This is a genomic window from Marinobacter sp. G11, from assembly GCF_021282325.1.
In the GTDB taxonomy this organism is placed as follows: domain Bacteria; phylum Pseudomonadota; class Gammaproteobacteria; order Pseudomonadales; family Oleiphilaceae; genus Marinobacter; species Marinobacter vinifirmus.
Map to the genome: position 1 here is coordinate 1 of NZ_JAJSPB010000038.1, position 22,177 is coordinate 22,177.

The following is a 22,177-nucleotide window of genomic DNA, read 5'->3' on the forward strand; positions in this document are numbered from 1 at the left end:
GCGTCGCGGCGGATGGCGACACTGGTGGCCTTCGCACTCTGCCTGGAGGCGACTGCGCACGACGACGCACTGGAAGTCCTGGAGGCCTTGCTGCGCGACCTGTTCAGCAACGCGGAGAAGGCCGACAAGAAAGCCCGCATGCGCAGCCTGAAAGACCTGGATCGGTCGGCCGCGACGCTCGCCGCCGCGTGCAAGGTCGTGCTGGACAGCTCGATCAGCGATGACAACGTGCGCGCCCGGCTGTTCAACGACCTGCCGAGGACCACCCTGGAAAAGGCCCTGGAAGAGGTCAACGCGCTGATCCGCCCGGTAGATGACGTCTATTTTCTTGCATTGGAAGCGCGCTACCGCAGCGTGCGCCGCTTCCTGCCCGACCTGCTCAAGCACATCCGCTTCGGCTTCAGCCCGGCCGGCAAGGGCGTGGCGGCTAGTCTGGAGTGGCTGCAACTGAACCTGCCGCGCCGGAAGCCAGAGGATGACGCGCCGCAGGAGATCGTGGCCAAGGCTTGGCAGAAGCACATCACCCGCGAAGATGGCTCCCTCGACATGGGTGCCTATGTGTTCTGCACGCTCGATGCGCTGCGCACGGCCCTGCGCCGCCGCGATGTCTTCGTCTCGCCCAGTTGGCGCTATGCCGACCCGCGCCTTGGCCTGCTCGACGGTGCCGAATGGCTGGCGGCGCGCATCCGTTGTGGTTCCTGCGCGCCACACCGATCACGGCACCCCTGGTGGACGATTATCCGGAAGTCGCCGCCTGGCTGGCGCGGGTGCTGGGCTTTGGGCATGGCTCACTGAGCGAGATGAGCGGCGAAGAGGCTATCGCCGTGGCGCGCGAGGCAACGCCGGCAGCACTCCCGGACGAGGATTTTATCGATGCCAATGGCTTCCAGCCTGGCCAGGCGGTACGCATCGCAGCGGTGGACTACGGGGTCGATCCGGTGGAGGGTGAGTTGCTGTTCTCCGGGCGCGAGGAGCTGATCCTGCGCCGCGAGGACGAGCGTGCCGGCATCGTACACGTGCACTTCCCGCGCCTGGGCTTCCGTATCGAGGCGTGCTGATCGGTCGTAAAGATCGCGGCTGAAGCCCCTCCCACAAGGCTTACCTCCTGTGAGAAGGGCTTTGTGAGCGGCTGGGTGGGAGGGGCTTTAGCCGCGACAGCATCTCAACGCTGATCCGGCAGCAGAAAATTACCCGGCCCGGCGCTGTCCAGCGTCGGCACTTCGGCTTCGTCCTTGAGATCGACGCCCGAGAGCTGGCGGCGGCAGGCCTCGCGCATCAGGTACATCAGGCGGAAGGTGGCCATGCCATAGCTCAGACCCTCCAGGCGCACGTTGGAGATGCAGTTGCGGTAGGCGTCGTTGAGGCCAACGCGCGGCGCGTAGGTGAAATACAGGCCCAGGCTGTCCGGCGAACTGAGGCCGGGGCGCTCGCCAATCAGGATCACCGTCATCTTCGCCCCCAGGCGCTGCCCCACTTCGTCGGCCACTGCAACCCGGCCCTGCTCCACCAGGGTAATCGGCGCCAGTGACCAACCTTCCTCCAGCACCTGTTCCAGCAAGCGGTCGAGAAAGGGCAGGCTGTGCTTGTGCACCGCCAGCGATGACAGGCCGTCGGCGATGACGATGGCCAGGTCATAGCCACGGCCGTGCTCGGCGGCGTAGTCATCGAGCAGGCGTGCGGCATCTTCGTGCAGGCGCCGGCCCAGATCCGGGCGTTGCAGGTAGGTGTGGCGGTCGGCGGCGGCACTGTGCAGCAGCAGCGTGGGTAACTGGCGATCATGCAGCGCTTCGCGCAGGGCAGTGTGGTCGAACGGCAAATGCACGGCGTCACGCGCCTGGGCGTGGGCGAACTGGAAATCCAGTTGCGCAGCGGTCGGTAGGCTGGTACCGGCGCGGCCCAGGGCGATGCGTGCCGGCGTCAGTTGGCGCAGTTGCTGCCAGGGATTTGCGGTGGCGGGGGACTTTTCGCTCATGACGGCCTCGATTGATCAGGACAACTGCGCCAACGCCTGGCGAAATGCCGGGGGCAGCTCATCGCCCATACGCAGGCGGCCACCCTGTTGCTGGAAAATCCCCATGCGTGCCAGCCAGGCCTCGAACTCCGGCGCGGCGTGCAGGCCGAGCACCTTGCGTGCATACAGGGCATCGTGGAAGGAGGTGGTCTGGTAGTTGAGCATCACGTCATCCGAGCCGGGAATGCCCATGATGAAGTTGATGCCAGCCGTGCCGAGCAGGGTCAGCAGCATGTCCATGTCGTCCTGGTCGGCTTCGGCATGGTTGGTGTAGCAGATGTCGCAGCCTATGGGCACGCCGAGCAGCTTGCCGCAGAAATGGTCTTCCAGCCCGGCGCGGATGATCTGCTTGCCGTTGTACAGGTACTCCGGGCCGATGAAGCCGACCACGGTGTTGACCAGAAACGGGTTGAAGTGGCGAGCCACGGCGTAGGTGCGGGTTTCGCAGGTCTGCTGGTCGACGCCGTGGTTGGCGTTGGCCGACAGCGCGCTGCCCTGGCCGGTCTCGAAGTACATCAGGTTGTTGCCGAGGGTGCCGCGCTTGAGGCTCAGGCCGGCTTCGTAGCCTTCCTGCAGCACCTTGAGGCTGACGCCGAAGCTGGCGTTGGCCGCCTCGGTTCCGGCGATGGACTGGAACACCAGGTCCAGCGGCGCGCCACGCTCGATGGCGGCGATGGAGCTGGTGACGTGGGTCAGCACGCAGGACTGGGTGGGAATCTCGTAGCGCTGGATCACCGCATCGAGCATCTCCAGCAGGGTGCATACGGCGCTCATGCTGTCGGTGGCCGGGTTGATGCCGATCATGGCATCGCCGTTGCCGTAGAGCAGGCCGTCGACCACGCTGGCGGCGATGCCCGCCGGATCGTCGGTCGGGTGATTGGGCTGCAGGCGGGTGGACATGCGCCCGCGCAGCCCCTGGGTGTTGCGAAAGCGGGTGACCACACGGGTCTTCTGCGCCACCAGGACCAGATCCTGAATACGCATGATCTTCGACACCGCCGCGACCATCTCCGGCGTCAGCCCAGGGGCCAGCGCCGTGAGGCTGGCTTCGTCGGCGTCGTCGCAGAGCAGCCAGTCGCGAAACCCGCCCACCGTGAGGTGGCTGACCGGGGCGAAGGCCTGGGCATCATGGGTGTCGATGATCAGGCGGGTGACTTCGTCGCTCTCATAGGGAATCAGCGCCTCTTGCAGAAAGGTCTTCAATGGCACATTGGCCAGCGTCATCTGCGCGGCGGCGCGCTCGGCATCGCTGCTGGCGGCAACGCCGGCCAGGTAGTCACCGGAACGTGCCGGCGTGGCCTTGGCCATCAGCTCGCGCAGGCTGTCGAAGCGCCAGGTCTGGCCGGCCATGCTGTGGGAGTAGCTTGCCATGTATCTGTCCTCAACCAGTCTCTCTCGTTCGCCGTCGGGCAACGCCCGACGTCTGCTTGGCAGGCGTCAGGCGTTGCGGCGGTTGTCAGGCCGGGCTGACCTGCGGCTTGCCTGCGACCGGGTACTCATCCTGTTCGATGATGCCGGCAGCGCGATCCTGTTGCTCCAGTTCCAGCGCCTTGGGCACCGATAGCCAATAGGCCAGGCCGATGGCGGCAAAACCTGCGATCAGCTTGCCGATCAGCACTGGCAGGATGATGGTGGGCTGGAAGTTGGCCGTAAAGGACAAGTGGTCACCCAGCAGGAAGGCCGCACAGACGGCGAAGGCGATGTTGATCACCTTGTCCTTCGGTGGCATGAAGCGCACCAGGCGGAACATGGCCAGGATATTGGCGATGGTCGCGAGCATGCCGGCGCTGCCCACGGCGCTCAGGCCGACCTTGCTGCCCAGGTGTTCCAGCGGGCCGCCGAAGTATTTGCGCAGCAGGTAGACCATGGGGAAGGCGCCCGCCAGCATGATGCCGACGTAGCCGGCGGTTTCCAGGGCGCGGGTCTGGTTTTCGGCGTCCGCGATGATCGGGTCGAAGCCCCAGCCACCAAAGACGATGGTGAACACCCCGGTGAAGTACTCGACGATGGAGAATACCAGCACCAGTTTGATCATCGCGTCCAGGCCACGGCCGAAACCGATGAAGCCCTTGATCATCAGATCCGGCAGAAAACGCAGGCCGGCAGCCAGGGCGACGACGAAGACGATGATCGGCAGCAGGTTGGCGAAGATGCTGCCCAGGCCCATGGCCAGCTGATAGGTCGCCTCGCCATTGGTGGCGACCACTTCGCGGATCATCGGGTCGCTCGCTACCAGCAATACGCTGGCAATCAGTACGCCGAGCGGAATGGTCAGGATGCCGGACACGATGCCCAGTGCCATGTATTTGTGGTCACGCTTATCGAGCATCGCCAGCCCCATGGGGATGGAGAAGATGATGGTGGCACCCCCCATGAAACCGGTGATCAGCGCCATGACCAGCGCTTCCTTGCTCGACGCCAGCGCCGATGCCAGGTGATAGCCGCCCATGTCCGAGGCGATGATCATGGTCGCGGCCAGTGCCGGGTCGGCGCCGAGGGCGTTGAAAAACGGCCCGCAGGCCTTCTCGATGATCACCGTGAGATACGGGATGGAGGCCATGATGCCGGCCACCGGTACGAAGATGTAGCCGGTGGCGTGGATGCCCTCCATGAACTCCTTGCCCAGGCCCTTCTCGCTGTCGTAGATGGCCGCGAACGCCCCTGCAACGGCGCAGGCCATGATGATGTAGAGAACGTAATTACCTATCTGATCCATTGCTGTGCCCTGACTGTCTTTATTGAGTGACGGTGCGGTATTGGCCCGCTCGAACGCTGCCTTGGCCGAGCCCTCTGCGCAGAGGCAGCAGGGCCGGCTTGCGGACGATCCGAACGGGCGTGAGCCGCGTCTTGTGCATGGCAGACCGTAAACAACGGTGGATTAAAAGAACCCCAGCGGATTGATGTCGTAGCTCACCAGCAGGTTCTTGGTCTGCTGGTAGTGGTCGAGCATCATCTGCTTGGAACCCAGTGCGCGGTGACGCTCGGCAAGGGCGGAAATACGCCAGGAATTGGCCATGTCAGTTTCTCCTATCGTGTGCGGTTGGCCTGCACGCAGGCGGGTGGTTCCGTCTCCCCTCTCCCGCTTGTGGGAGAGGCAGCTCGGTGGCGTTCAGGCGGCCTGGGCCTGCGGGTCGAACTGGCGCAGCCAATCCACCACAGTCTGGCGATAGCGGGTCAGGCCCTTGTAGTCGGCGATCTCGTCCGGCAGGTCGCGCAATACGCGGTGCAGGCGGCAGGCCCAGGCCGGATTGGTTGCCAGCTCCTCGAGGCTGATCAGATAGTGGCGGAAGCCGAACAGCAGCGCATTGCTGCGCGGCAGGCGCGGCATGAACTGCAGCTCGACGTGCAGGTGCACCAGGCGCGCGACGTTCTCCGGCGTCACCAGACCGAGCTCATGGCCCCACTCGTGGAAGGTCTCCGAGGAGATGTCCAGGCGCGGGTTGATGGTCATGGTCCAGCTCAGGCGACGCACCGGCTGGCCGACCTGGATGTTGAGCAGGTACTTCAACGCACGGTCGAACACGCCGAGCTGGTGCGCCACGCCCGGTACCGGGGCATGCCACTGCTTGAAGCTCATGCCGGCGTCGAACTTGATCGACCAGTTCGGCGCGAAGGTGACCATGCCGGCGTCCATGAACAGGTCGCCGTCGCGCTGATCGAGCACGGCGAAATCGCCCTGCGCCTGGCGCGTGATGTACTCCAGCGGCTCGTAGGGCAAGGTGCTGGCATCGCCGAAGGTGAAGCGCTGCTCGATGCCCAGCGGGCGGTTGATCCACAGCCATCGATCGCCCTCGCGCTGCAGGGCGAAATGCTCGGGGTAGTCGGCGGCCAGGTGCTCCATCAACATTTCCAGGGTGTCCCAGGCGGCCTGGGCCATGTGCGGCATCATCAGGCAGCGCTGCGGGTCGCGCTCCAGCACGCGGGCGCGCTCGGCCATCTCCGAGACGTAGTGCTCGTCGATGTCGAACCAGTGCTCGAACACCGAACCCGGCTCACGCGGCGTGGCCGGCTCGATATTGACCGAGTACATGTAGCTGTCCTCGGGAAACGGAAAGGGAAAGCGGGCAATGGCCTGCGGGCTGTTGCTGAAGGTGAAATCGTCGCGATAGGTTTCCACGGGTTTCATTACGACGGGCATGACTCTCTCCTGAAGGGTGCGCTGAGTGCACCGGTCACAATCGTTGTGGTGCGCACGGCGCACCCTACAAATCGAGCAGCAGCGTGCCGCGGCAGCCGCCACGGGAAACGCAGGGCATCAGCGCCTCACCGCGCTGCTGCTCATCCAGGTAGTGATCGCGGTGCTCCACCTCGCCGCTCAGGTAGCGCGTGGTGCATTGCCCGCATACCCCGCCCCGGCACAGGTTGGGCACCTCGACACCGGCCGCCTCCAGCGCTTCGAGCAGGCTGTGGTCGCCCGGCACCTGCAGACGCTGGCCACTGCGCGCCAACTCGACGGTGAAGGGCTGGCCCGGCTCGGGTGCGGCGAAGGCCTCCCAGTGCAGGCGCCCGTCCGACCAGCCGTGGGCGCCAGCCAAAGTCTTGAGTTCATCGAGCAGGCGCTGCGGGCCGCAGACGTAAAGGTGACTGCCAAGCGGCTTGCCGGCGAACAGGCTGGTGCAGTCCAGGCGCTGGCCGGCAGCGGCGTCGTAGCCATGAAAGCGCTCGCCCAGGCGTTCGCGCAGCTCGCCGGCGTAGGCGTCGGTCAGGCCGCTGCGGTAGGCGTAGTGCAGTTCGAACGAAGCACCTTGCGCGCCGAGCTCAGCCAGATAGGCCATGAAGGGTGTGATGCCGATGCCACCGGCCACCAGAATGTGGTGACGGGCCTGCGAATGCAGGGCGAAGAGGTTGCTCGGCGCACCGATCTGCAGACGGTCGCCGACCCGCACCTGCTCGTGCAGGTAACGCGAACCGCCGCGCGAGGCCTCCTGCAGGCGCACGGCGATGCGGTACGCACCAGTGTCGCGCGGGTCGCCCAGCAGCGAATAGGCGTTGCGCAGCGTGCGCCCCTCGGTGGGCAAAATCACCTGCACGTGACTGCCGCAGGAAAAGCCCGGCAGCGTGCCGTCGATCGCGCGGAAGCTGAACTCGCGCACCACCGGGGTCAGTTGACGCACGTCGGTGACCTGCACCTCGATCATCGCGCTCATGACCGCACCTCCGGCGCATAGGGGCTGTCCGGGTCGATGCAGACGCCCATGTAGGCGCCGAGGCGCTGGGAGAAATGCTCACGGACGAATAACTTCACCCGGCACTGGCCACAGGTGCACTCGCCTTCGCTGCCGATGTCCTGAATATGCCCGCAGTGCACGCAGTACAGGCGGCGTCGCGCGCCCTGCTTGAACAGTTCGATCTCGTCGCCGAGCAGGCCGGCCTGCCGCGCCAGGCGATGAACGTGCCAGAGAAAGCTTTCATCGCCACAGACGTACAAGCGGGTGCCGGCCTGGGCCTGCTCCAGCAGCATCTGCAAGCGCAGGTACAGCGCTTCGCTGCTGGGCAGGCTCTCCTGCTCGACACTGCCCGGCAACGTCTCGCCCAGGCACAGCAGCAGAGTCGGCGCAGGGTGGTGGAGCAGCCTGGTGGCCAGGCTCGCCTGCTGCGCCACCACGATACGGCGACTGGCCGTATGTCGGGACACCTCGGTGGCATAACGTGGGGTACTGAACATGGGTTCGGCACTGGATGCTGTCATCGGAAACCCTCCGGGTGAGAGCAAGGCGATGGTCGGTTTGCTCCAGAGAAAATTCCCCTGGAGAACTTTTTGTTCTTACAGAGAAAGCATGAGCCGGCGCCCTCCTCGGCCACCGCCTTGAGGCCCGAGACCGGCACCGACTTGGTCTTGGCCGCGCCGTGGATATCGACGAACTGAGCCAGCACGTACTTGATGCCGTGCTGGTCGATGATTTTCTGGGTTTCGCTGGGCAACATGGTTGGGGCCTCCGGTGGCGTCGCCATTATTCCGCTGGGGAATTTTAATTTCCCCAAAAGAAATGCAAGCAGCTTGCCAACCTCTCCCTACCTGTTCGAAATCCCCTGAAAGCCCGTCATTCTTCTATCCGTGAAGGAAAGATGCTTTCATAGGAGGAAATTAAAACCGTGAAAATGCACCGAAGAAAGGCATCCCGCACATTCTCAGTGCGAATTTTTTATTCACAAGAAGATAAAAGCACGCATGACGACTTCTACAGAAATCCCTCCCCGTCTCAAGCTCGAGCAATACCTGGGCATGCAGATCCGCCGCCAGCGGCAGGCGCAGGAACTGAAGATCGCCGATGTGGCACGCATCGCCGGCATCAGCCAGGGCATGCTGAGCAAGATCGAAAACGCCCAGGTCTCCACCAGCCTCGACACCCTGAGCCGTCTCTGCGATGTGCTCGGCATGCCCATGTCGAAACTGTTCAGCCAGTATGACCAGCAAGGTGGCAGCGCCCTGCTGGTGAAAGGCGGCGAAGGCCTGGAAGTGGTGCGCCGTGGCACCGACAAGGGTCACACCTATCGTCTGCTCAATCACACCCGTGGGCCGAAGAAGAGCTTCGAGGCCTATCAGGCCGTTGAAAAAAGCCAGAGCCCGCGTGGCTCTGGCAAAATGGCGGCCATCCTCTTCTGCCGAAGCCAGCCCAAGCCGATGCGTGGACTCGACCTCAAACAAAACGAGCTGTTCAGTTATACGACGCTGGAGCAGCGCATCCCGAACGATCACCCGCTGCGTCCCCTGCGAGGCCTGGTCGATACCGTTCTGGCTTCGATGGATCGGGACTTCGACGGGCTGTACTCCACCCTGGGACGGGCCTCGATTGCGCCGGAGCGGCTGCTGCGCGCCTCGTTGCTGCAGGTGATTTACACCATTCGCTCCGAGCGGCAGTTGGTCGAGCAGATTGATTTCAACCTGCTGTTTCGCTGGTTCGTCGGCTTGTCGATGGACGAGCGCATGTGGGATCACTCGACCTTCAGCCAGAACCGTGACCGCTTGTTCAACCAGGATGTAGCGCGGCTGTTCTTCCAGCGCATCAAGTCGCTGGCCGCATGGTCCGAGTACGCCAGCAACGAGCATTTCAGCGTCGATGGCACGCTGATCGACGCCTGGGCCTCGCACAAGTCCTTTATCAAGAAGGATGGCGGCGACCCACCGGAGGATGGCACGCGCAACCCCGATGCCGACTTCAAGGGCGAGAAGCGCAGCAACGCGACCCACCAATCGACCAGCGATCCCGAGGCCCGGCTGGCGCGCAAGAGCAATGGCGATGCCAGTCGTCTGGCGCACATGGCCCACACGATGATGGAGCACCGCAACGGTCTGATCGTGGATGTGGAATGCACCGAGTTCAATGGACGTGCCGAGGTAGAGGCGGCGCTGGAGATGCTGGAGCGCACGGCCAAGCCGGGCAGCACGGTAGGTGCAGACAAGAATTACGACCAGAAGCGTTTCGTGCAGAGGGCGCGCGAGCTGAAAGTGACACCGCATGTGGCGCAGAAGCGCAAGGGCAGCGCCATCGATGGGCGCACCACGCGGCATCCGGGGTATGCCGCCAGCCAGAAGATCCGCAAGCGGATCGAAGAAGGTTTTGGCTGGCTGAAGACGGTTGGCGGCCTGCGCAAGACCAAGCTGATCGGTCGCGCCAAGCTGAGTGCTCAGTTATTGCTGGGTTTCTCGGTCTACAACCTGATCCGACTGGGTAGCCTGTCGGGTTGGTGGCGAGGATCGCATGTATAGGGCGAGTTACGCCCCAAAAACGCCGAAAGGCGTGAACGTGGTGCTGAAACCTGTCAAAAAGGCCTGAAGTCAGGCCTTGTGTGGACTCCGTTAGGCCAAAGCGCTTGAAAAAGCGCCAAACCGGACGGGTTGGGGCAGTTGAAGCCGAGTTTTTCAACGGCCTGCTAAATAGGGTTGGAAATGAATTTCTGACTGGTCATCCATACACGTACTTTCACATGCACTCAGCCGCCCCAGCCTGCATCCCAGCAGGCTGTAACTCTTTGTTTTCTCTGCTTGTGGATAACTCTCAGCCCTGTGAATTGGCACGTGCTTTTAGGGACGCTTGCCCTGTGAATTGGCACGTGCTTTTAGGGACACCCCTTTTCGTGCTTTTAGGGACGCCCCCTTTCGTGAAATCCAGCTATGACAAGGGGTTACGGTGTGCTTAGCACACCGTAACGCGCGCGCGCACATTTAACTTTAAATATATATATTTAACGCAGATCGGCGCAAATACTGACCCTTCAAGCAGGCCAAAACGTTCGAAAATCGCGCTACGCGCTCGCCTGCCCTCCGCTTCGCTCCGCCCGGCCTTCGGCCGCCTGATGATGACGCGCCACAGGCGCGGCCTGGACGCTATCGAGCCGCTGCGCGGCTGCGCGTCCTGATCGTGCCCGCCGCCAGTCCCTCGCCCAACTCAAGCCCAGGAGCTGCCGGAGAGCTTGCAAAGGTTAGACAGGGAAGAAATCGAGCCAGCGGCACCGCCTGCGCCCAAGTCGAAGCACACAGCCAACGGCAAGGACAGTGGAAGGTTTGAACGCCAGGAAGGAAGGGCGGCAGAATCAGCGGCCACGAACAGCCACAGGAGCGCCAGAGAAGCCACAGGAGAGCCGAAAGGGGGTAGAGCTAGGGGTCAGCATACCCCTACCACTAAAAACGCCTCACAGAGCAGTACAGAGAGCCGATTTTTTGACCGGCTGGCAGAAATGGCCACTTAGGGTGGACACGTACTTTTAGGGACGCCCTAGCGCGTGAAATCGGCCCCCCCCTGGTAGGTGTGTAATAGACGGCCACTTTTATCGGTGTAGGATTTGTAAATTGTAGTATGTAGTAGTATTATACAACATACTACAACACTACATTTCATACAGAGGATTCAGACATGGCCGTTACCCGTGAACAGATACTCGACGCCGCCAACCAGATCGCCGCCGAAGGTCAGACCCCAACACTTGAAACCATCCGCCAGATCACCGGCGGCAGCTTCACCACCATTTCGCCCGTGCTCCGGGAGTGGAAGGCCCAGCAGCGAGCCAGTGGCGAGAAGGTCCGGGAGCCTGCGCCCGATGCCGTAGCCGAACGCCTGGCCGAAGTGGGGGCGGATATTTGGGACCTGGCCCTGGAGTTGGCAAACAGCCGATTGGCGGCAGAGCGGGAAGCCCTGGACGCCAGCCGGGTCGAGCTGGAGGCGTCCCAGGCCGAGGCAACCGAGTTGGCCGACCGCTTGGCCGAGGAAGTGGAGGCACTGAAAACCCGCTGTGCCGATCTGGATGGCCGGGCCAGCCATGCCGAGCAGGAAGCGGGCGAGCTTCGCCAGCAGGTAGCAACCTCCCAGGAGCAGGCCAGAACCGCCGAGGCGAGAGCCGGTGAACTGCGCACCGAACTGGATCACGCTCACCGGGAAGCTGACCGGCTGCGGTCAGAGCGTGACAAGGCCCAGGAGCAGGCAAGCCAACGGGCGGAGCAGATCGAGACACTACGCGCTGACTTGGCGACAGCCACGGCCACCGTTAAGCAGGTGGAGCAACAGGCGTCCGGGTTGCGCACAGAGCTGAACGAAGCCCATCACGATATAGAACGACTACGAGACGAACGCGACCAGGAGCGTGCTGCCCTGACTAAAGCCCAGGCTCAGGCCGACACTGCGACCCAGGAGGCTAAACAGGCGGCCAAGAGTCTCGCCCAGGCACAGAAAGACGCGGCCAAGGCTCGTGAGGAAGCGGCCCGGTTGGCTGGACAGATCGAGACGCACAAGGAGCAGACGGCGGCACTGCTGGCTCGTATCAGCCCGGCAGAGGACGAGCCGAAACCGTCAAAGAAATAGCTTTCGGGGATGCCGAAGGGGAGGGAACCCCTTGGAAAACAACACTGAATGTCAGGCCATGCCTGGCATTCGTGCGTTTCATTGACACTTGAGGGGCGGGCACTTTAGCCGCTAAATCAGGTCGTCAGCGTTCGGGGAGGCGTTGAAGGAAAAACCGCTGGGCGAAGGTGCGGCGGTTTTCTTGGCCGTCTGCTTGGTTTTCGATTTCGGCTTGCCCTTGGCCTGGGGTGCGGGTTCAGCGGCAGCCGGTGGCGATGCCTGGCGAACTGGAGCCGGGGCGTTCTTGATATACCGCTTCACGTGCAGCGTGAACGTCTCATAGCGGGTCGCAATCCGCCCGGTTTCCTGCATGTACTCCCAGATAGTTTTCATCGAGTAACCGGCATCGAGGGCCGATTTCACATCTTCTTTCACCGCCAGAAACGCGATCACGTGCCGGTCTTGGCGGGGCTGTTTGGCGGGCTTTTTCTTCACCCAGGCGGCCAGCTCATCCGCAAATTTTCCTGTTGTCATGGTGGTGCCTTCCGTTCATTTCCCGCTGTCAGCAAGCCCTTGGAATCTCACCCGCTTGTGTCATTGGTACTTTTAATTTCATCGCAATTATATCGCTATAAGTGTGCGTAAAGCCGCTATAACAGCGCGTTCATCGTTAATTATCGGCCATTATAGCTAGAAAATCGCCTTTTTGTGCAAAAATCGCGCGAAAATCTAAAGTGCTGGTGTATACTTTTCATGGAGTAATTAACGCCGAAAGGCGGGCAGGATGTGTGAAGTAGGCCCACCATGCAAGCATGGCGGAGCCTCTTCACTGGCCCTTATTCGCACCTTCGGTGCTCAACGGTCATCCTGCCCTGCGGGGCTATCCAGCTTCGCTGGCAACAACAAAGAGGACGCCGATATGGAGGCAAACGAGAACAAGACAACGAGAAAGAACAGCACCCCGATCAAGGTCTATTGTCTGCCCGACGAACGGGCGGCCATCGAGGCCAATGCCAGGGCGGCGGGTCACAGTGCCTCGACCTATCTGCGCATGGTCGGCCAGGGCTACCAGGTCAACGGCGTGACCGACGCCGAGCACGTGCGCGAGCTGGTTCGGGTAAACGGCGATCTGGGCCGCCTGGGTGGCCTGCTGAAACTGTGGCTGACGGATGACGCCAGGGTGGCCGATGTGGGGGCCAATACGATCTTGGCCGTCCTGGGCCGCATCGAGGCGACACAGGAGCAAATGAGCCACCTCATGGAGTCCGTACTTCGGCCAAGGGCCGAGCCATGATTGCCAAACACGTCCCCATGCGCTCCCTGGGCAAGTCCGACTTTGCCGGGCTGGTGAACTACATCACCGACGAGCAGAGCAAGGAACACCGCCTGGGTGACGTGCGGTTGACCAACTGCGAGGCGTATTCGGTTCGGGATGCCATCAGCGAAGTGCTGGCGACCCAGTTTGCCAACACCAGGGCGAAGAGTGACAAGACCTATCACCTGATTGTCAGCTTCCGGGCCGGGGAGCAGATCGAGGCCGACACTCTGGCGGCCATCGAGGACCGCATTTGCGAGGGGCTGGGCTTTGGCGAGCATCAGCGCATCAGTGCCGTTCACAATGACACCGACAACCTGCATATCCATATCGCCGTCAACAAGATCCACCCGACGCGCAACACCATCCACGAACCCTACTACCCACACCAGACGCTGGCCGAGCTGTGCGAGGTCATGGAACGGGACTATGGGTTGCAGCAGGACAACCACATGCCGCGCCGACGCGGGGCCGAGGCGCGAGCCGCCGACATGGAACGTCACGCCGGTATTGAAAGCCTGATTGGCTGGATCAAGCGCGAGTGCCTGGACGAGATCAAGGCGGCGCAGTCCTGGGGCGAACTGCACCAGGTCATGCGGGATAACGGCCTGGAACTCCGGGCGCGGGGGAATGGGCTGGTTGTCGTGTCTGGCGATGACGCCGCGGTCAAGGCGAGCACCCTGGGACGGGACTTCTCCAAGCCGAAACTGGAGGCCCGTTTCGGCCCGTTCGAGCCTGACCAGGCACAACAGGCCAAGCCCCGCCGCCAGTACCGAAAAGACCCGGTACGGCTGCGCGTGAACACCACCGAGCTTTACGCCCGGTTCAAATCAGAACAGCAGAGCGCGGCGGCCAACAAGATGGCGGCCCTGGAAAAAGCCAGGCGGCAAAAAGACCGCCGGATTGAGAACGCCAAGAAGAAGGGCAAGGCCCGGCGGGCGGCCATCAAGCTCACCAGCGGCAGGCTGACCAAGAAAGTGCTGTATGCGCAGGCCAGCAGCGCCCTGAAAGCCGACATTGACGCGATCCAGAAGCAGTACCGGGAGGAACGCCAGGCGATCCATGAAGCCCACGGGCGCCGCACCTGGGCCGACTGGCTCAAACGGGAGGCCCAGCAGGGCGATACCGAGGCCCTGGCCGCGTTGCGGGCCAGAGAGGCCGCCCAGGGCCTCAAGGGCAACACTTTGAAGGGTGAAGGTCAGGCGAAGCCCGGCCATGCGCCGGTGATCGACAACATCACCAAGAAAGGGACCATCATTTACCGGGCCGGAGCCAGCGCCGTGCGCGACGATGGCGAACGGCTCCAGGTCTCCAGGGAGTCCGACCAGGCAGGCATCCAGAACGCGCTAAGGATGGCAATGGAGCGCTACGGCGAACGCATCACCGTAAACGGTTCACCGGAGTTCAAAGCGCGGGTGATCAAGGCGGCAGTGGATGGACAGTTGCCTATCAGGTTTGCGGATGCCGGGCTGGAACGTCGCCGCCAGGCCCTGGCGAACGGTGAGAGCACCACCCAGGCCAAGCCCCGAAGCAAACGGCCAGGCGTGCCGCCTATCGGGCAGCCCCCCCCGATACGCCGTAACCGGCTGCAATCGCTGTCGCAGGCCGATGTGCTGCATCTTGAGGGACAGGCGGCCAAGACGCCGACACCGCCACCACAGGGGCCAAGCGAGCAGGAGCGCCGCAAGGCCAAGTTGCGGGCCGAGATGGACGCCAAGAAGGCGAAGCGGCAGAAAAAAGGCCGGTCTCGGTAATGCTTGCCTTTTGCATTCACTATGTTATATTGGATGCAGGTAGGGCGCAGTTGTCACTACCGCATGCAATAGGAGGTTAACACTATGGGCATGATGACCATCAGGAGCATTCCTGACGAAGTACACAATGCACTGAAAGCGCGGGCCAAGCTGCATCACCGCAGCGCCGAGGCCGAGGTACGGGCCATCCTGGAAGAGGTCACGCGGCCAGAAACTCGCCTCAAAATGGGTGACGCCCTGGCTGAGCTGGGCCGTAAGGTTGGGCTGACCAATGAAGACTTTGAAGTCTTCGAGCAGGTGCGCGACAAAACACCGGCTGAGCCTATGAGGTTTGAATGATCGTCCTGGATACCAACGTCGTTTCCGAGGCGATGAAACCCGAACCTGATCCAGCCGTGAGAGCCTGGCTTAATGAGCAGTCAGCCGAAACGCTGTACCTGTCCAGCGTGACGCTGGCCGAACTGTTGTTTGGCATTGCGGCGCTGCCGAACGGGAAGCGTAAGGACCTGCTGAGTGAGGCCCTGGACGGCCTTATGCAGTTGTTCAAGGAGCGAGTATTGCCCTTTGACACGGATGCGGCCCGCAAGTACGCGGATCTGGCCGTAACCGCCAGAACTGCCGGGCGTGGTTTCCCTGTGCCGGATGGCTACATTGCTGCCATTGCCGCATCACAGGGCTACCAGGTTGCATCCCGCGACATGGCCCCCTTTGAGGCGGCCAATGTAGACGTAATTAACCCTTGGGAATCCTAACCGTTCCCCGGGACAATGACACCGATGTTTAACCAAAGAGGCCGCGCGTTTTAACGGTGTCGCGCTGGTCTGGACGCCGGGATAGTAAGTGACGAGCTATCCATAGTAGGTCCACATTCACCGCTGAATTATCAGCAGGAGTAGAGTCGCTGCCACTGGCAGCCCTACAGGTTGGTGGGTGCAACTTAGTCGCAAAACGAAACTAAGAGCACTCAGTCATGAAAAAAGTACGCTTTTTAGCGGCTAAATCTGCCGCGCTCGCCATTTCTATGGCGTTGACCACTCCTATGCCTGCCCTGGCGGGTATCCCTGTTGTCGATGGCACCAATCTGACGCAAAACATCATGTCCGCGATGGAAGCCGTTGCGCAGACGCTCAAGCAGATTCAGGAATACCAAACCCAACTCCAGCAGTATGAAAACCAACTGCAAAACACGATGGCCCCGGCGGCTCATATTTGGGACCAGGCGCAGCGCACCATCAACGATCTGAACCAGGCGACCAACACACTCGCCTATTACCAAAACCAGCTTGGCAGCCTTGATGCGTACCTGGGCAAGTTCCAGGACGTGGCCTATTACCGTGGCTCGCCATGCTTCTCTCCTGCGGGATGCAGCGATGCCGAATGGGCCGCAATGGATGAAAACCGCCGCCTAGCCTCCGAGTCTCAGAAAAGGGCCAACGACGCGGTTTTTAGAGGCTTGGAGCAGCAGCAAGACAATCTGGAAGCCGACGCCCGACAGCTTGTCCGCCTGCAATCTGCCGCCCAGGACGCAGACGGCCAACTGGCCGCCATTGGCTATGCCAACCAGCTCGCCAGCAACCAGGCCAACCAGCTCTTGCAAATCCGCAGCCTGCTGATTGCTCAGCAGAATGCCGAAGCGACACGCCTGGCGTCTGAGCTGGATGACAGTGCCAGAGGGGAAGCCCTGGAAAAGCAACTTCGCACTTGGGAATACCAACCCAGCTCAGCAGACCGCTACTAAGGAGGCCATCACATGAAAAAATCAATTTTCCCTATGCTGGCCGTTACTGCTGTTTTGTTGGCTGGGTGTGAGGAGACTCCGCCGGAACCCAACAAAGCCACCTGCACCGGCGATGCTTATCAACAAGCCCTTTCCGAGATCAGCAGTGAGGCGAAACGCCAGGCGTTTGCTGCCGAGTGCGAATCTTTCCACAAAGCTCAGCAGATGGGTGAATGGGAATTCAAACCCAGCTCCCCCGACAGATATTAAGGGGGCATCATGAAACGATTTATCTTTGGTGGATTGGGTGTGATGGCTGCCGTCATGCTGTCCGATACGGCAATGGCTCAGGAGCTGTCCAGTACTAACATCATGGACGATGTGCTGGACCGCTTTCACGCCGCTGCATCAACATGGGGGCCAGCCATTGAAGCCGCTGCCACCCGTCTGTTCTGGACGCTGGTTGTAATTTCGATGGTCTGGACGTTCGGCATGATGGCACTGCGCAAGGCCGACATTGGCGAGTTCTTTGCCGAGCTTGTCCGCTTCATCATGTTCACCGGCTTTTTCTGGTGGCTGCTTTCCAATGCCACCCATGGCATGAATATCGCCGGAACCATCATTGCTTCATTGCAGCAACTTGGAGCTGAAGCCGGGGGGCTTGGTAGTAGCACGCTTGGGCCATCGAGCATCCTGGATATGGGATTCGAGCTTTACGATAAGACTGTCAAGGCCACCTCAGAACTGAGCTGGCGACAGTTCCCGACCGCGTTAATGATGGAGCTGATGGCTCTGGCCGTGTTGGTGGTTCTGGCGCTTATTTCTATCAACCTACTGCTGTTATTGGCGGCCAGCTGGATACTGCTCTATGCCGGGGTGTTCTTCCTGGGCTTTGGCGGCTCGCGCTGGACCTCTGACATGGCGATTAACTACTACAAAGCCATTCTTGGTTTGGCGGCCCAATTGTTGGCAATGGTGTTGATTGTTGCGATCGGTAGGCAGTTTCTCGTGGATTACCACGGCCAACTGCGGCCAGAGAACATGGCAAGTCAGGAGCTGGCCGTCATGTTCGTTATATCCCTGGTCCTGCTGTTCCTGGTGAACAAGGTTCCCCCAATGATTTCCGGCCTGGTGACAGGCGGTAGTGTCGGTTCTATGGGAGTTGGCTCCTTTGGTGCCGGTGCCGCCGTGGGGGCTGCGATGACAGCGGCAAGCATGGGAATGGCCGGGGCCAAAATGGCTGGTGCTGCGATGTTGGGAGGTGCGGCGAATACCGTTGGTGGTGCGAGTGCCATCAAAGCTGCCTTTACCAAGGCACAGTCCAATATGTCCGGGGGAGACATGCCGAGTTTCGGTGGTGGTGGCTCTGGTGATACCGGCGGCGGTTGGGGTAGTGGCGACACTGGCAGCGATAACGTGAGCACAGGTGATACCCCATTCGCTCAAGCAGCGGGCTTTGCCAGTTCTTCACCGTCTGGCGGCTCTAGTTCTGGCACTCCAGGTGGTGGCTTTGGCCGAGCCGCTTCCTTGGTGGCTGGTACGGCGGGTGAGCTGGCTAAAGGGGCTGGTTCCAAGATAGCCGGGAAGTTTCAGGATAAAGTAAACCAGACTGCCGGCGGGCGCTTGGCGTCCTCGATCCGTGAAAGCATGGAGCCGAAAGGCGATAACGATGCTGGGACGGATAGCTCTTCACCATCGTTCGATAGCGATAGCTTGAGCGGTGGCAACGGCGGCGGCTGGGTAAACCAAACAGGCGGCTTTGATGCACTGTCCAGCGAGGACCAGGACAAGGCCCGCCAATCACACGCTGAGTGGCAAGCACGCGACCCGGAAAAGCACACCTTCGACGTTGGGGACTACGTTTCGTATGCCCAGGAACGCCAGCAGGAACGCAATGAAGAGGTTGCCAGCTTTGTCAACCGAGGCCAGCAGGCCACGTAAGGAGATACCACGATGACGACACAACGTAATTTTATGGCTGCCCTGGACATGCTCGACGAGGCCCAGGAGGCCACCACAGAGGCCAATTTTGTGCCGGTTGTTGAGCCAAGGACCGAGGAGGAAAAAGACACTGAGGCGGAGATTACAGCCTTTGTGAACCGCCCGGACTCTACTGGCAGGGTGGAAGCATCGAGCAGCACACGCATTAGCAACGATGCGGGGGCTGGGACCGGGAAGACCCCGTTTTCAGAAGCCGCCGGGTTTTCCAGTACCGGACTTTAAAGGCACACGGGCCGGTGATGGTGCACCGGCCCGTATTTCCACATACCACCTGACAGAGAGGTGACACATGACAACCACACATAATATCGAAGTTCAGCAAGCAATTCATCAGGCAGCGACCGAGCTGGCCGCCCTGGAGTTCATCGACCAGGAAACCGCCCGGCAGATTTCGCCCGTCGCGGAGGCGGTCGCCAATATGTTTACGATCTTGTATTACCAGGCTGAAACTGGCCGAGCGACGCCGGAGGACTTCCAGGAGGCGTTAGCCACCATCCGGCAGGCGATGCCCAATTAACCACGAAGAGCGACAGTAGAGGCGGCCACGGGCCGCCTTTTGTGTTTCTGGAGGTGTGTAATAGACGGTTCGGGTGTGTGTGAATGTACGTGCCTAGTACGTGCAATCGGCCCCCCTAGCGTCGTTAGATCGCCCCCCCCCAGCCAGTTTCCGTCTATTACACACCTAGCGCATATGGGTTGTGTCGCTGCGCCTCGCTCATATAGATAGCCATTCACTGAATGAGCCATGCGCGATATGATTGGGTCATTTGAATATACCCAAGGGGGCTAAATGGAAAAGCCGTTGCGTGTGGCACGGGTGTATCTGCGTGTCAGCACTGACACACAGGACATGGAACGCCAGGAAAAGGTCATCGAGGACGCGAAGGCCGCCGGGTACTACGTGGCGGGCGTCTACCGTGAGAAGGCCAGCGGAGTGCGGGCAGACCGCCCGGAGCTGCTGCGCCTGGTGTCCGATCTGCAACCGGGCGAGGTGGTGATAGCCGAGAAAATGGACCGCATATCACGTTTGCCCCTGGATGAAGCCGAGCGCCTGGTGAGTGCGATCCGCGAGCGGGGCGCACGGTTTGCCGTGCCTGGCGTTGTGGACTTGTCCGAGCTGGCCGCCGAGGCCACTGGCGTCACCAAGGTGGTGCTGGAGTCCGTCCAGGACATGCTTCTGCGCCTGGCACTCCAGATGGCCCGTGACGATTACGAGGACCGCCGGGAACGTCAGCGGCAGGGGATCGAACTGGGCCGACAGGCAGGCAAGTACAAGGGCCGCCAGGCTGATCCTAAACGCCACGCCCAGGTGATTGCGCTGCGCAGTGCCGGGAACAGCATTGCCCAAACGGCCAAACTATCCGGGTTCAGTGCGTCCCAGGTCAAACGGATATGGGCGAAATATCAGAGTAAGGGAGATTAATAATTATGAGTTTTGTTTATTTGCTCGTCCATGCCTATGAAAGTAGGTTCAAAGTTGGAGTGAGCAATTCGCCGATAAAGAGAGCCAAAGAACTACAAGAACAGATCAACATGGACGGTAGCTATAAGATTCAGGTTGGTTCTTTGTCTGACGCTTATCGCTTGGAAAAAACTTTGCACTTTATATTTCAGGCTAATCGTCTGGATATTCAAGAGGTATCTGACGGGTACACTGAATGGTTCAGTATTGATGCGCTGCCCGAAGTAATAAGATTCGTCCAGGAAAATGCTGAACGTGTTCATATTTCGGAAGTGTGTAGCCTTTTGCCGAAAACGATGGATACCAAGCACCTTATTCCCGGTTCCGTTCTCGAAATTAATAATTTGGCCGACCTTGCCACCAACCTAACCGAGCTACTGAATAGAGGAACGGAGCTACAGCGTTCGGGGGTTCGTTTGCGGGTGCGCGAAAGTCAAATTTTGCCGGACACCGTCGAGGTAGGCGAAACACTCCTTTCTACGTTGGCGAACCTCAAGGCTTGGGAGAACTCGCTAATCATCGACCGCACCAGGAGCGGACGCCAGGCGGCCAAGGCCAAGGGCGTGAAGTTCGGCCCGCCCCCTACCCTCACCCCGGAGCAGATCGCCCACGCTCGCGCCCTCGTTGACCAGGAAGGCCGCACCGTGAAGGAAGCGGCGGCCCTGCTGGGGGTGCATCGCTCGACCCTATACCGGGCTTTCAACAAGGAGTCCGCTTGATGACTAGGGAAACAGATAACCAGCGCTTGCTAGCACTGGATGCGGCGATCAAGAGCAAACGCCGATATGACCAGCCGCCAGAAGCCGAGGCCGAACAATGGGTGGCCGCCTTCGAGGATCGGGAGGATGACCAGGGCAACACAACCCAGCGGGGGATACCTGTCTGGTATCCAAAAGCTGAAACCGAGGAATGGCACCGGCTACGTTTTGGGGTGGAGCTTGCCGAACCGGCAGTGCGACGACTGACGCCCGACGAGCTGGCCGAGCTGCGCCGGGACATGGCGGAGTCTGCCGCCTGGATGCGAGCGGAACTAGCTCGAAGGAAGCATCTTAAAGAATAGTTTTTGAATATTCAAATTAAGTTCAAAATGGATTGACACGCCGCGAGTAAAATAGGATACTTACATCCTACTTTGAATATTCAATAAGGCGGAAAAGATGATTATAGCAATAGCAAATACAAAGGGCGGAGTTGGTAAAACGACTCTGGCCGTACAGATAGCAGTTAGTCGCGCCCTAGAAGGCCGGGACGTGTGGCTGATTGATGGTGACAGGCAAGGTACGGCAGCGGCGTCTATTGCAGCTAGGGCTGAGGCCGGGAAGTTGCCCGGCATTGCCTGCGCTCAATACCCGGACGGGCCGCAACTGCGCGCCCAGGTGCAGCAACAAGCGCACAAGTGGGATGACATTGTTATTGATGTCGGCGGGCGTGACTCTACCGCGCTCCGGGCGTCGCTGATCTTAGCCGACATTCTGCTAGTGCCTTTCGCACCGCGTTCCTATGACGTGTGGGCGCTGGATGACATGGCCGTCCTGGTCGATGAGGCACACAGCGTCCGCGACGGCTTGAAAGCCTACGCGGTTCTGAACATGGCCGACCCTGGCGACCGTTCGACCGACAACGCTGAAGCCGCCGAGGCTGTGGCCGAGGTTCCGCAGTTTATCTACCTGCCAACTGCGATCCGTCGCCGTAAAGCGTTCAGCAATGCAGGCGGGGCCGGGCTGGCCGTTGGTGAGCTGACCCCGAAAGACCCTAAAGCTATGGCTGAACTGGCTGCTCTTATCGAACCTATTTTTAATCGCTCTTGAATATTCAAAAGAGCTTAGAGGAACATGCAATGGCAATTCAGAAGAAACCTAAGACACAAGACAAGACGGATGCTTTTTTGACGGGCGCGCCTGATGCCGGAGCCGGTGTCGCCAAGGGTGCGCCATATGAGAAAGGCATTACCAAAGGCAACAAGCGGCAGATCAGCATCACTATAGCGGGCGAGCTGCTGCGCCAGGTGGACGAGCAGGCCGAGGCGATGGGAACGGGCCGTTCAGCCTTCATTTCCATGGCACTTTATAAAGCACTTAAAGAATATGATTAAAATAGACAATGAATATTTTTAGAATATTCATTATGGCCGTTTTTTAGCGGCT

At 60.7% G+C, this 22,177-nt stretch carries 23 protein-coding genes and 5 pseudogenes; 19 read left to right on the forward strand and 9 right to left on the reverse strand.

Annotated features, from left to right (window positions below; translation table 11 throughout):
- Window positions 1-684 (forward strand): annotated as a pseudogene (locus LWH94_RS17140) (Tn3 family transposase); the annotation flags it as partial.
- Window positions 681-1,058: pseudogene (locus LWH94_RS17145) on the forward strand (glutathione S-transferase family protein); the annotation flags it as partial. The pseudogenes LWH94_RS17140 and LWH94_RS17145, both read left to right, overlap by 4 nt.
- 104 nt (window positions 1,059-1,162) lie before the next feature.
- Here LWH94_RS17145 and eutC read toward each other — a convergent pair.
- The 8 genes and pseudogenes from eutC to LWH94_RS17185 form a co-directional block, all read right to left on the reverse strand.
- The gene (gene eutC, locus LWH94_RS17150) at window positions 1,163-1,972 is read right to left on the reverse strand and encodes an ethanolamine ammonia-lyase subunit EutC (RefSeq protein WP_150548061.1); all 810 of its coding nucleotides are present in this window, start codon (window positions 1,970-1,972) and stop codon (window positions 1,163-1,165) included.
- 15 nt (window positions 1,973-1,987) lie between these two features.
- Window positions 1,988-3,382: an ethanolamine ammonia-lyase subunit EutB gene (locus tag LWH94_RS17155; RefSeq protein WP_232903023.1), complete on the reverse strand. Its 1,395-nt coding sequence runs from the start codon at window positions 3,380-3,382 to the stop codon at window positions 1,988-1,990.
- An 85-nt stretch (window positions 3,383-3,467) separates the two neighbouring features.
- On the reverse strand, window positions 3,468-4,727 hold the full coding sequence (gene eutH / locus LWH94_RS17160) for an ethanolamine utilization protein EutH (RefSeq protein WP_232903024.1): 1,260 nt from the start codon (window positions 4,725-4,727) through the stop codon (window positions 3,468-3,470).
- A 162-nt stretch (window positions 4,728-4,889) separates the two neighbouring features.
- Window positions 4,890-4,967, reverse strand: a pseudogene (locus tag LWH94_RS19680) (hypothetical protein); the annotation flags it as partial.
- 153 nt (window positions 4,968-5,120) lie between these two features.
- Window positions 5,121-6,149 carry a heme-dependent oxidative N-demethylase family protein gene (locus tag LWH94_RS17170; RefSeq protein WP_073675587.1) on the reverse strand — a complete coding sequence of 343 codons (1,029 nt, stop codon included), beginning with the start codon at window positions 6,147-6,149 and terminating at the stop codon, window positions 5,121-5,123.
- 64 nt (window positions 6,150-6,213) lie between these two features.
- On the reverse strand, window positions 6,214-7,158 hold the full coding sequence (locus LWH94_RS17175) for a PDR/VanB family oxidoreductase (protein ID WP_042921414.1): 945 nt from the start codon (window positions 7,156-7,158) through the stop codon (window positions 6,214-6,216).
- Window positions 7,155-7,700: a dimethylamine monooxygenase subunit DmmA family protein gene (locus LWH94_RS17180; protein WP_073675588.1), complete on the reverse strand. Its 546-nt coding sequence runs from the start codon at window positions 7,698-7,700 to the stop codon at window positions 7,155-7,157. Before LWH94_RS17180 ends, LWH94_RS17175 begins: the two co-directional genes overlap by 4 nt.
- A gap of 92 nt (window positions 7,701-7,792) precedes the next feature.
- Window positions 7,793-7,936: pseudogene (locus LWH94_RS17185) on the reverse strand (type III glutamate--ammonia ligase); the annotation flags it as partial.
- Window positions 7,937-8,180: 244 nt separating this feature from the next.
- On the opposite strand from LWH94_RS17185, the pseudogene LWH94_RS17190 reads away from it, so the two are divergent.
- From LWH94_RS17190 to LWH94_RS17200, 3 genes and pseudogenes are all read left to right on the forward strand, one after another.
- A pseudogene (locus LWH94_RS17190) lies at window positions 8,181-8,552 on the forward strand (helix-turn-helix domain-containing protein); the annotation flags it as partial.
- A gap of 81 nt (window positions 8,553-8,633) precedes the next feature.
- A complete protein-coding gene (locus tag LWH94_RS17195; protein WP_011913346.1) occupies window positions 8,634-9,719 on the forward strand; it encodes an IS5-like element ISPst12 family transposase in 1,086 nt (361 codons plus the stop codon).
- Between the two features lie 1,144 nt (window positions 9,720-10,863).
- Entirely contained in the window at window positions 10,864-11,805 is a 942-nt protein-coding gene (locus tag LWH94_RS17200) for a DNA-binding protein (protein WP_232903026.1), read from the forward strand.
- 111 nt (window positions 11,806-11,916) lie between these two features.
- Here LWH94_RS17200 and LWH94_RS17205 read toward each other — a convergent pair whose 3' ends face one another.
- Complete coding sequence (locus tag LWH94_RS17205; RefSeq protein WP_232903027.1) at window positions 11,917-12,318, reverse strand: TraK family protein; 402 nt, start codon at window positions 12,316-12,318, stop codon at window positions 11,917-11,919.
- 385 nt (window positions 12,319-12,703) lie between these two features.
- Here LWH94_RS17205 and traJ point away from each other — a divergent pair, with 385 nt between their 5' ends.
- The 14 genes from traJ (at window position 12,704) to LWH94_RS17275 (ending at window position 22,125) form a co-directional block, all read left to right on the forward strand.
- Window positions 12,704-13,078, forward strand: a complete 375-nt coding sequence (gene traJ, locus LWH94_RS17210; RefSeq protein WP_232903028.1) for a conjugal transfer transcriptional regulator TraJ — start codon at window positions 12,704-12,706, stop codon at window positions 13,076-13,078.
- Window positions 13,075-14,853 (forward strand): TraI/MobA(P) family conjugative relaxase, encoded by a 1,779-nt coding sequence (traI, locus tag LWH94_RS17215; protein ID WP_232903029.1) that lies wholly within the window; start codon window positions 13,075-13,077, stop codon window positions 14,851-14,853. The genes traJ and traI overlap by 4 nt, the downstream gene beginning before the upstream one ends.
- 84 nt (window positions 14,854-14,937) lie before the next feature.
- Entirely contained in the window at window positions 14,938-15,192 is a 255-nt protein-coding gene (locus LWH94_RS17220; protein ID WP_232903030.1) for a FitA-like ribbon-helix-helix domain-containing protein, read from the forward strand.
- Window positions 15,189-15,605 carry a type II toxin-antitoxin system VapC family toxin gene (locus tag LWH94_RS17225; protein WP_232903031.1) on the forward strand — a complete coding sequence of 139 codons (417 nt, stop codon included), beginning with the start codon at window positions 15,189-15,191 and terminating at the stop codon, window positions 15,603-15,605. The genes LWH94_RS17220 and LWH94_RS17225 overlap by 4 nt, the downstream gene beginning before the upstream one ends.
- A gap of 218 nt (window positions 15,606-15,823) precedes the next feature.
- Entirely contained in the window at window positions 15,824-16,591 is a 768-nt protein-coding gene (gene trbJ, locus LWH94_RS17230) for a P-type conjugative transfer protein TrbJ (RefSeq protein WP_232903032.1), read from the forward strand.
- Window positions 16,592-16,603: 12 nt separating this feature from the next.
- A complete protein-coding gene (trbK, locus tag LWH94_RS17235; protein WP_146411753.1) occupies window positions 16,604-16,840 on the forward strand; it encodes an entry exclusion lipoprotein TrbK in 237 nt (78 codons plus the stop codon).
- A gap of 9 nt (window positions 16,841-16,849) precedes the next feature.
- Window positions 16,850-18,511 carry a P-type conjugative transfer protein TrbL gene (gene trbL, locus LWH94_RS17240; protein WP_232903033.1) on the forward strand — a complete coding sequence of 554 codons (1,662 nt, stop codon included), beginning with the start codon at window positions 16,850-16,852 and terminating at the stop codon, window positions 18,509-18,511.
- A 12-nt stretch (window positions 18,512-18,523) separates the two neighbouring features.
- Window positions 18,524-18,793 carry a hypothetical protein gene (locus LWH94_RS17245; protein WP_232903034.1) on the forward strand — a complete coding sequence of 90 codons (270 nt, stop codon included), beginning with the start codon at window positions 18,524-18,526 and terminating at the stop codon, window positions 18,791-18,793.
- A gap of 67 nt (window positions 18,794-18,860) precedes the next feature.
- A complete protein-coding gene (locus tag LWH94_RS17250) occupies window positions 18,861-19,088 on the forward strand; it encodes a type I toxin-antitoxin system ptaRNA1 family toxin (RefSeq protein WP_232903035.1) in 228 nt (75 codons plus the stop codon).
- Between the two features lie 273 nt (window positions 19,089-19,361).
- Entirely contained in the window at window positions 19,362-19,994 is a 633-nt protein-coding gene (locus tag LWH94_RS17255; protein WP_232903036.1) for a recombinase family protein, read from the forward strand.
- A 5-nt stretch (window positions 19,995-19,999) separates the two neighbouring features.
- Window positions 20,000-20,752 (forward strand): GIY-YIG nuclease family protein, encoded by a 753-nt coding sequence (locus LWH94_RS17260; RefSeq protein WP_232903037.1) that lies wholly within the window; start codon window positions 20,000-20,002, stop codon window positions 20,750-20,752.
- A complete protein-coding gene (locus LWH94_RS17265) occupies window positions 20,752-21,093 on the forward strand; it encodes a hypothetical protein (protein ID WP_232903038.1) in 342 nt (113 codons plus the stop codon). Before LWH94_RS17260 ends, LWH94_RS17265 begins: the two co-directional genes overlap by 1 nt.
- 97 nt (window positions 21,094-21,190) lie before the next feature.
- Window positions 21,191-21,841: an AAA family ATPase gene (locus LWH94_RS17270; RefSeq protein ID WP_232903039.1), complete on the forward strand. Its 651-nt coding sequence runs from the start codon at window positions 21,191-21,193 to the stop codon at window positions 21,839-21,841.
- 29 nt (window positions 21,842-21,870) lie between these two features.
- Entirely contained in the window at window positions 21,871-22,125 is a 255-nt protein-coding gene (locus LWH94_RS17275) for a ribbon-helix-helix domain-containing protein (RefSeq protein WP_232903040.1), read from the forward strand.
- Window positions 22,126-22,177: the final 52 nt, after the last annotated feature.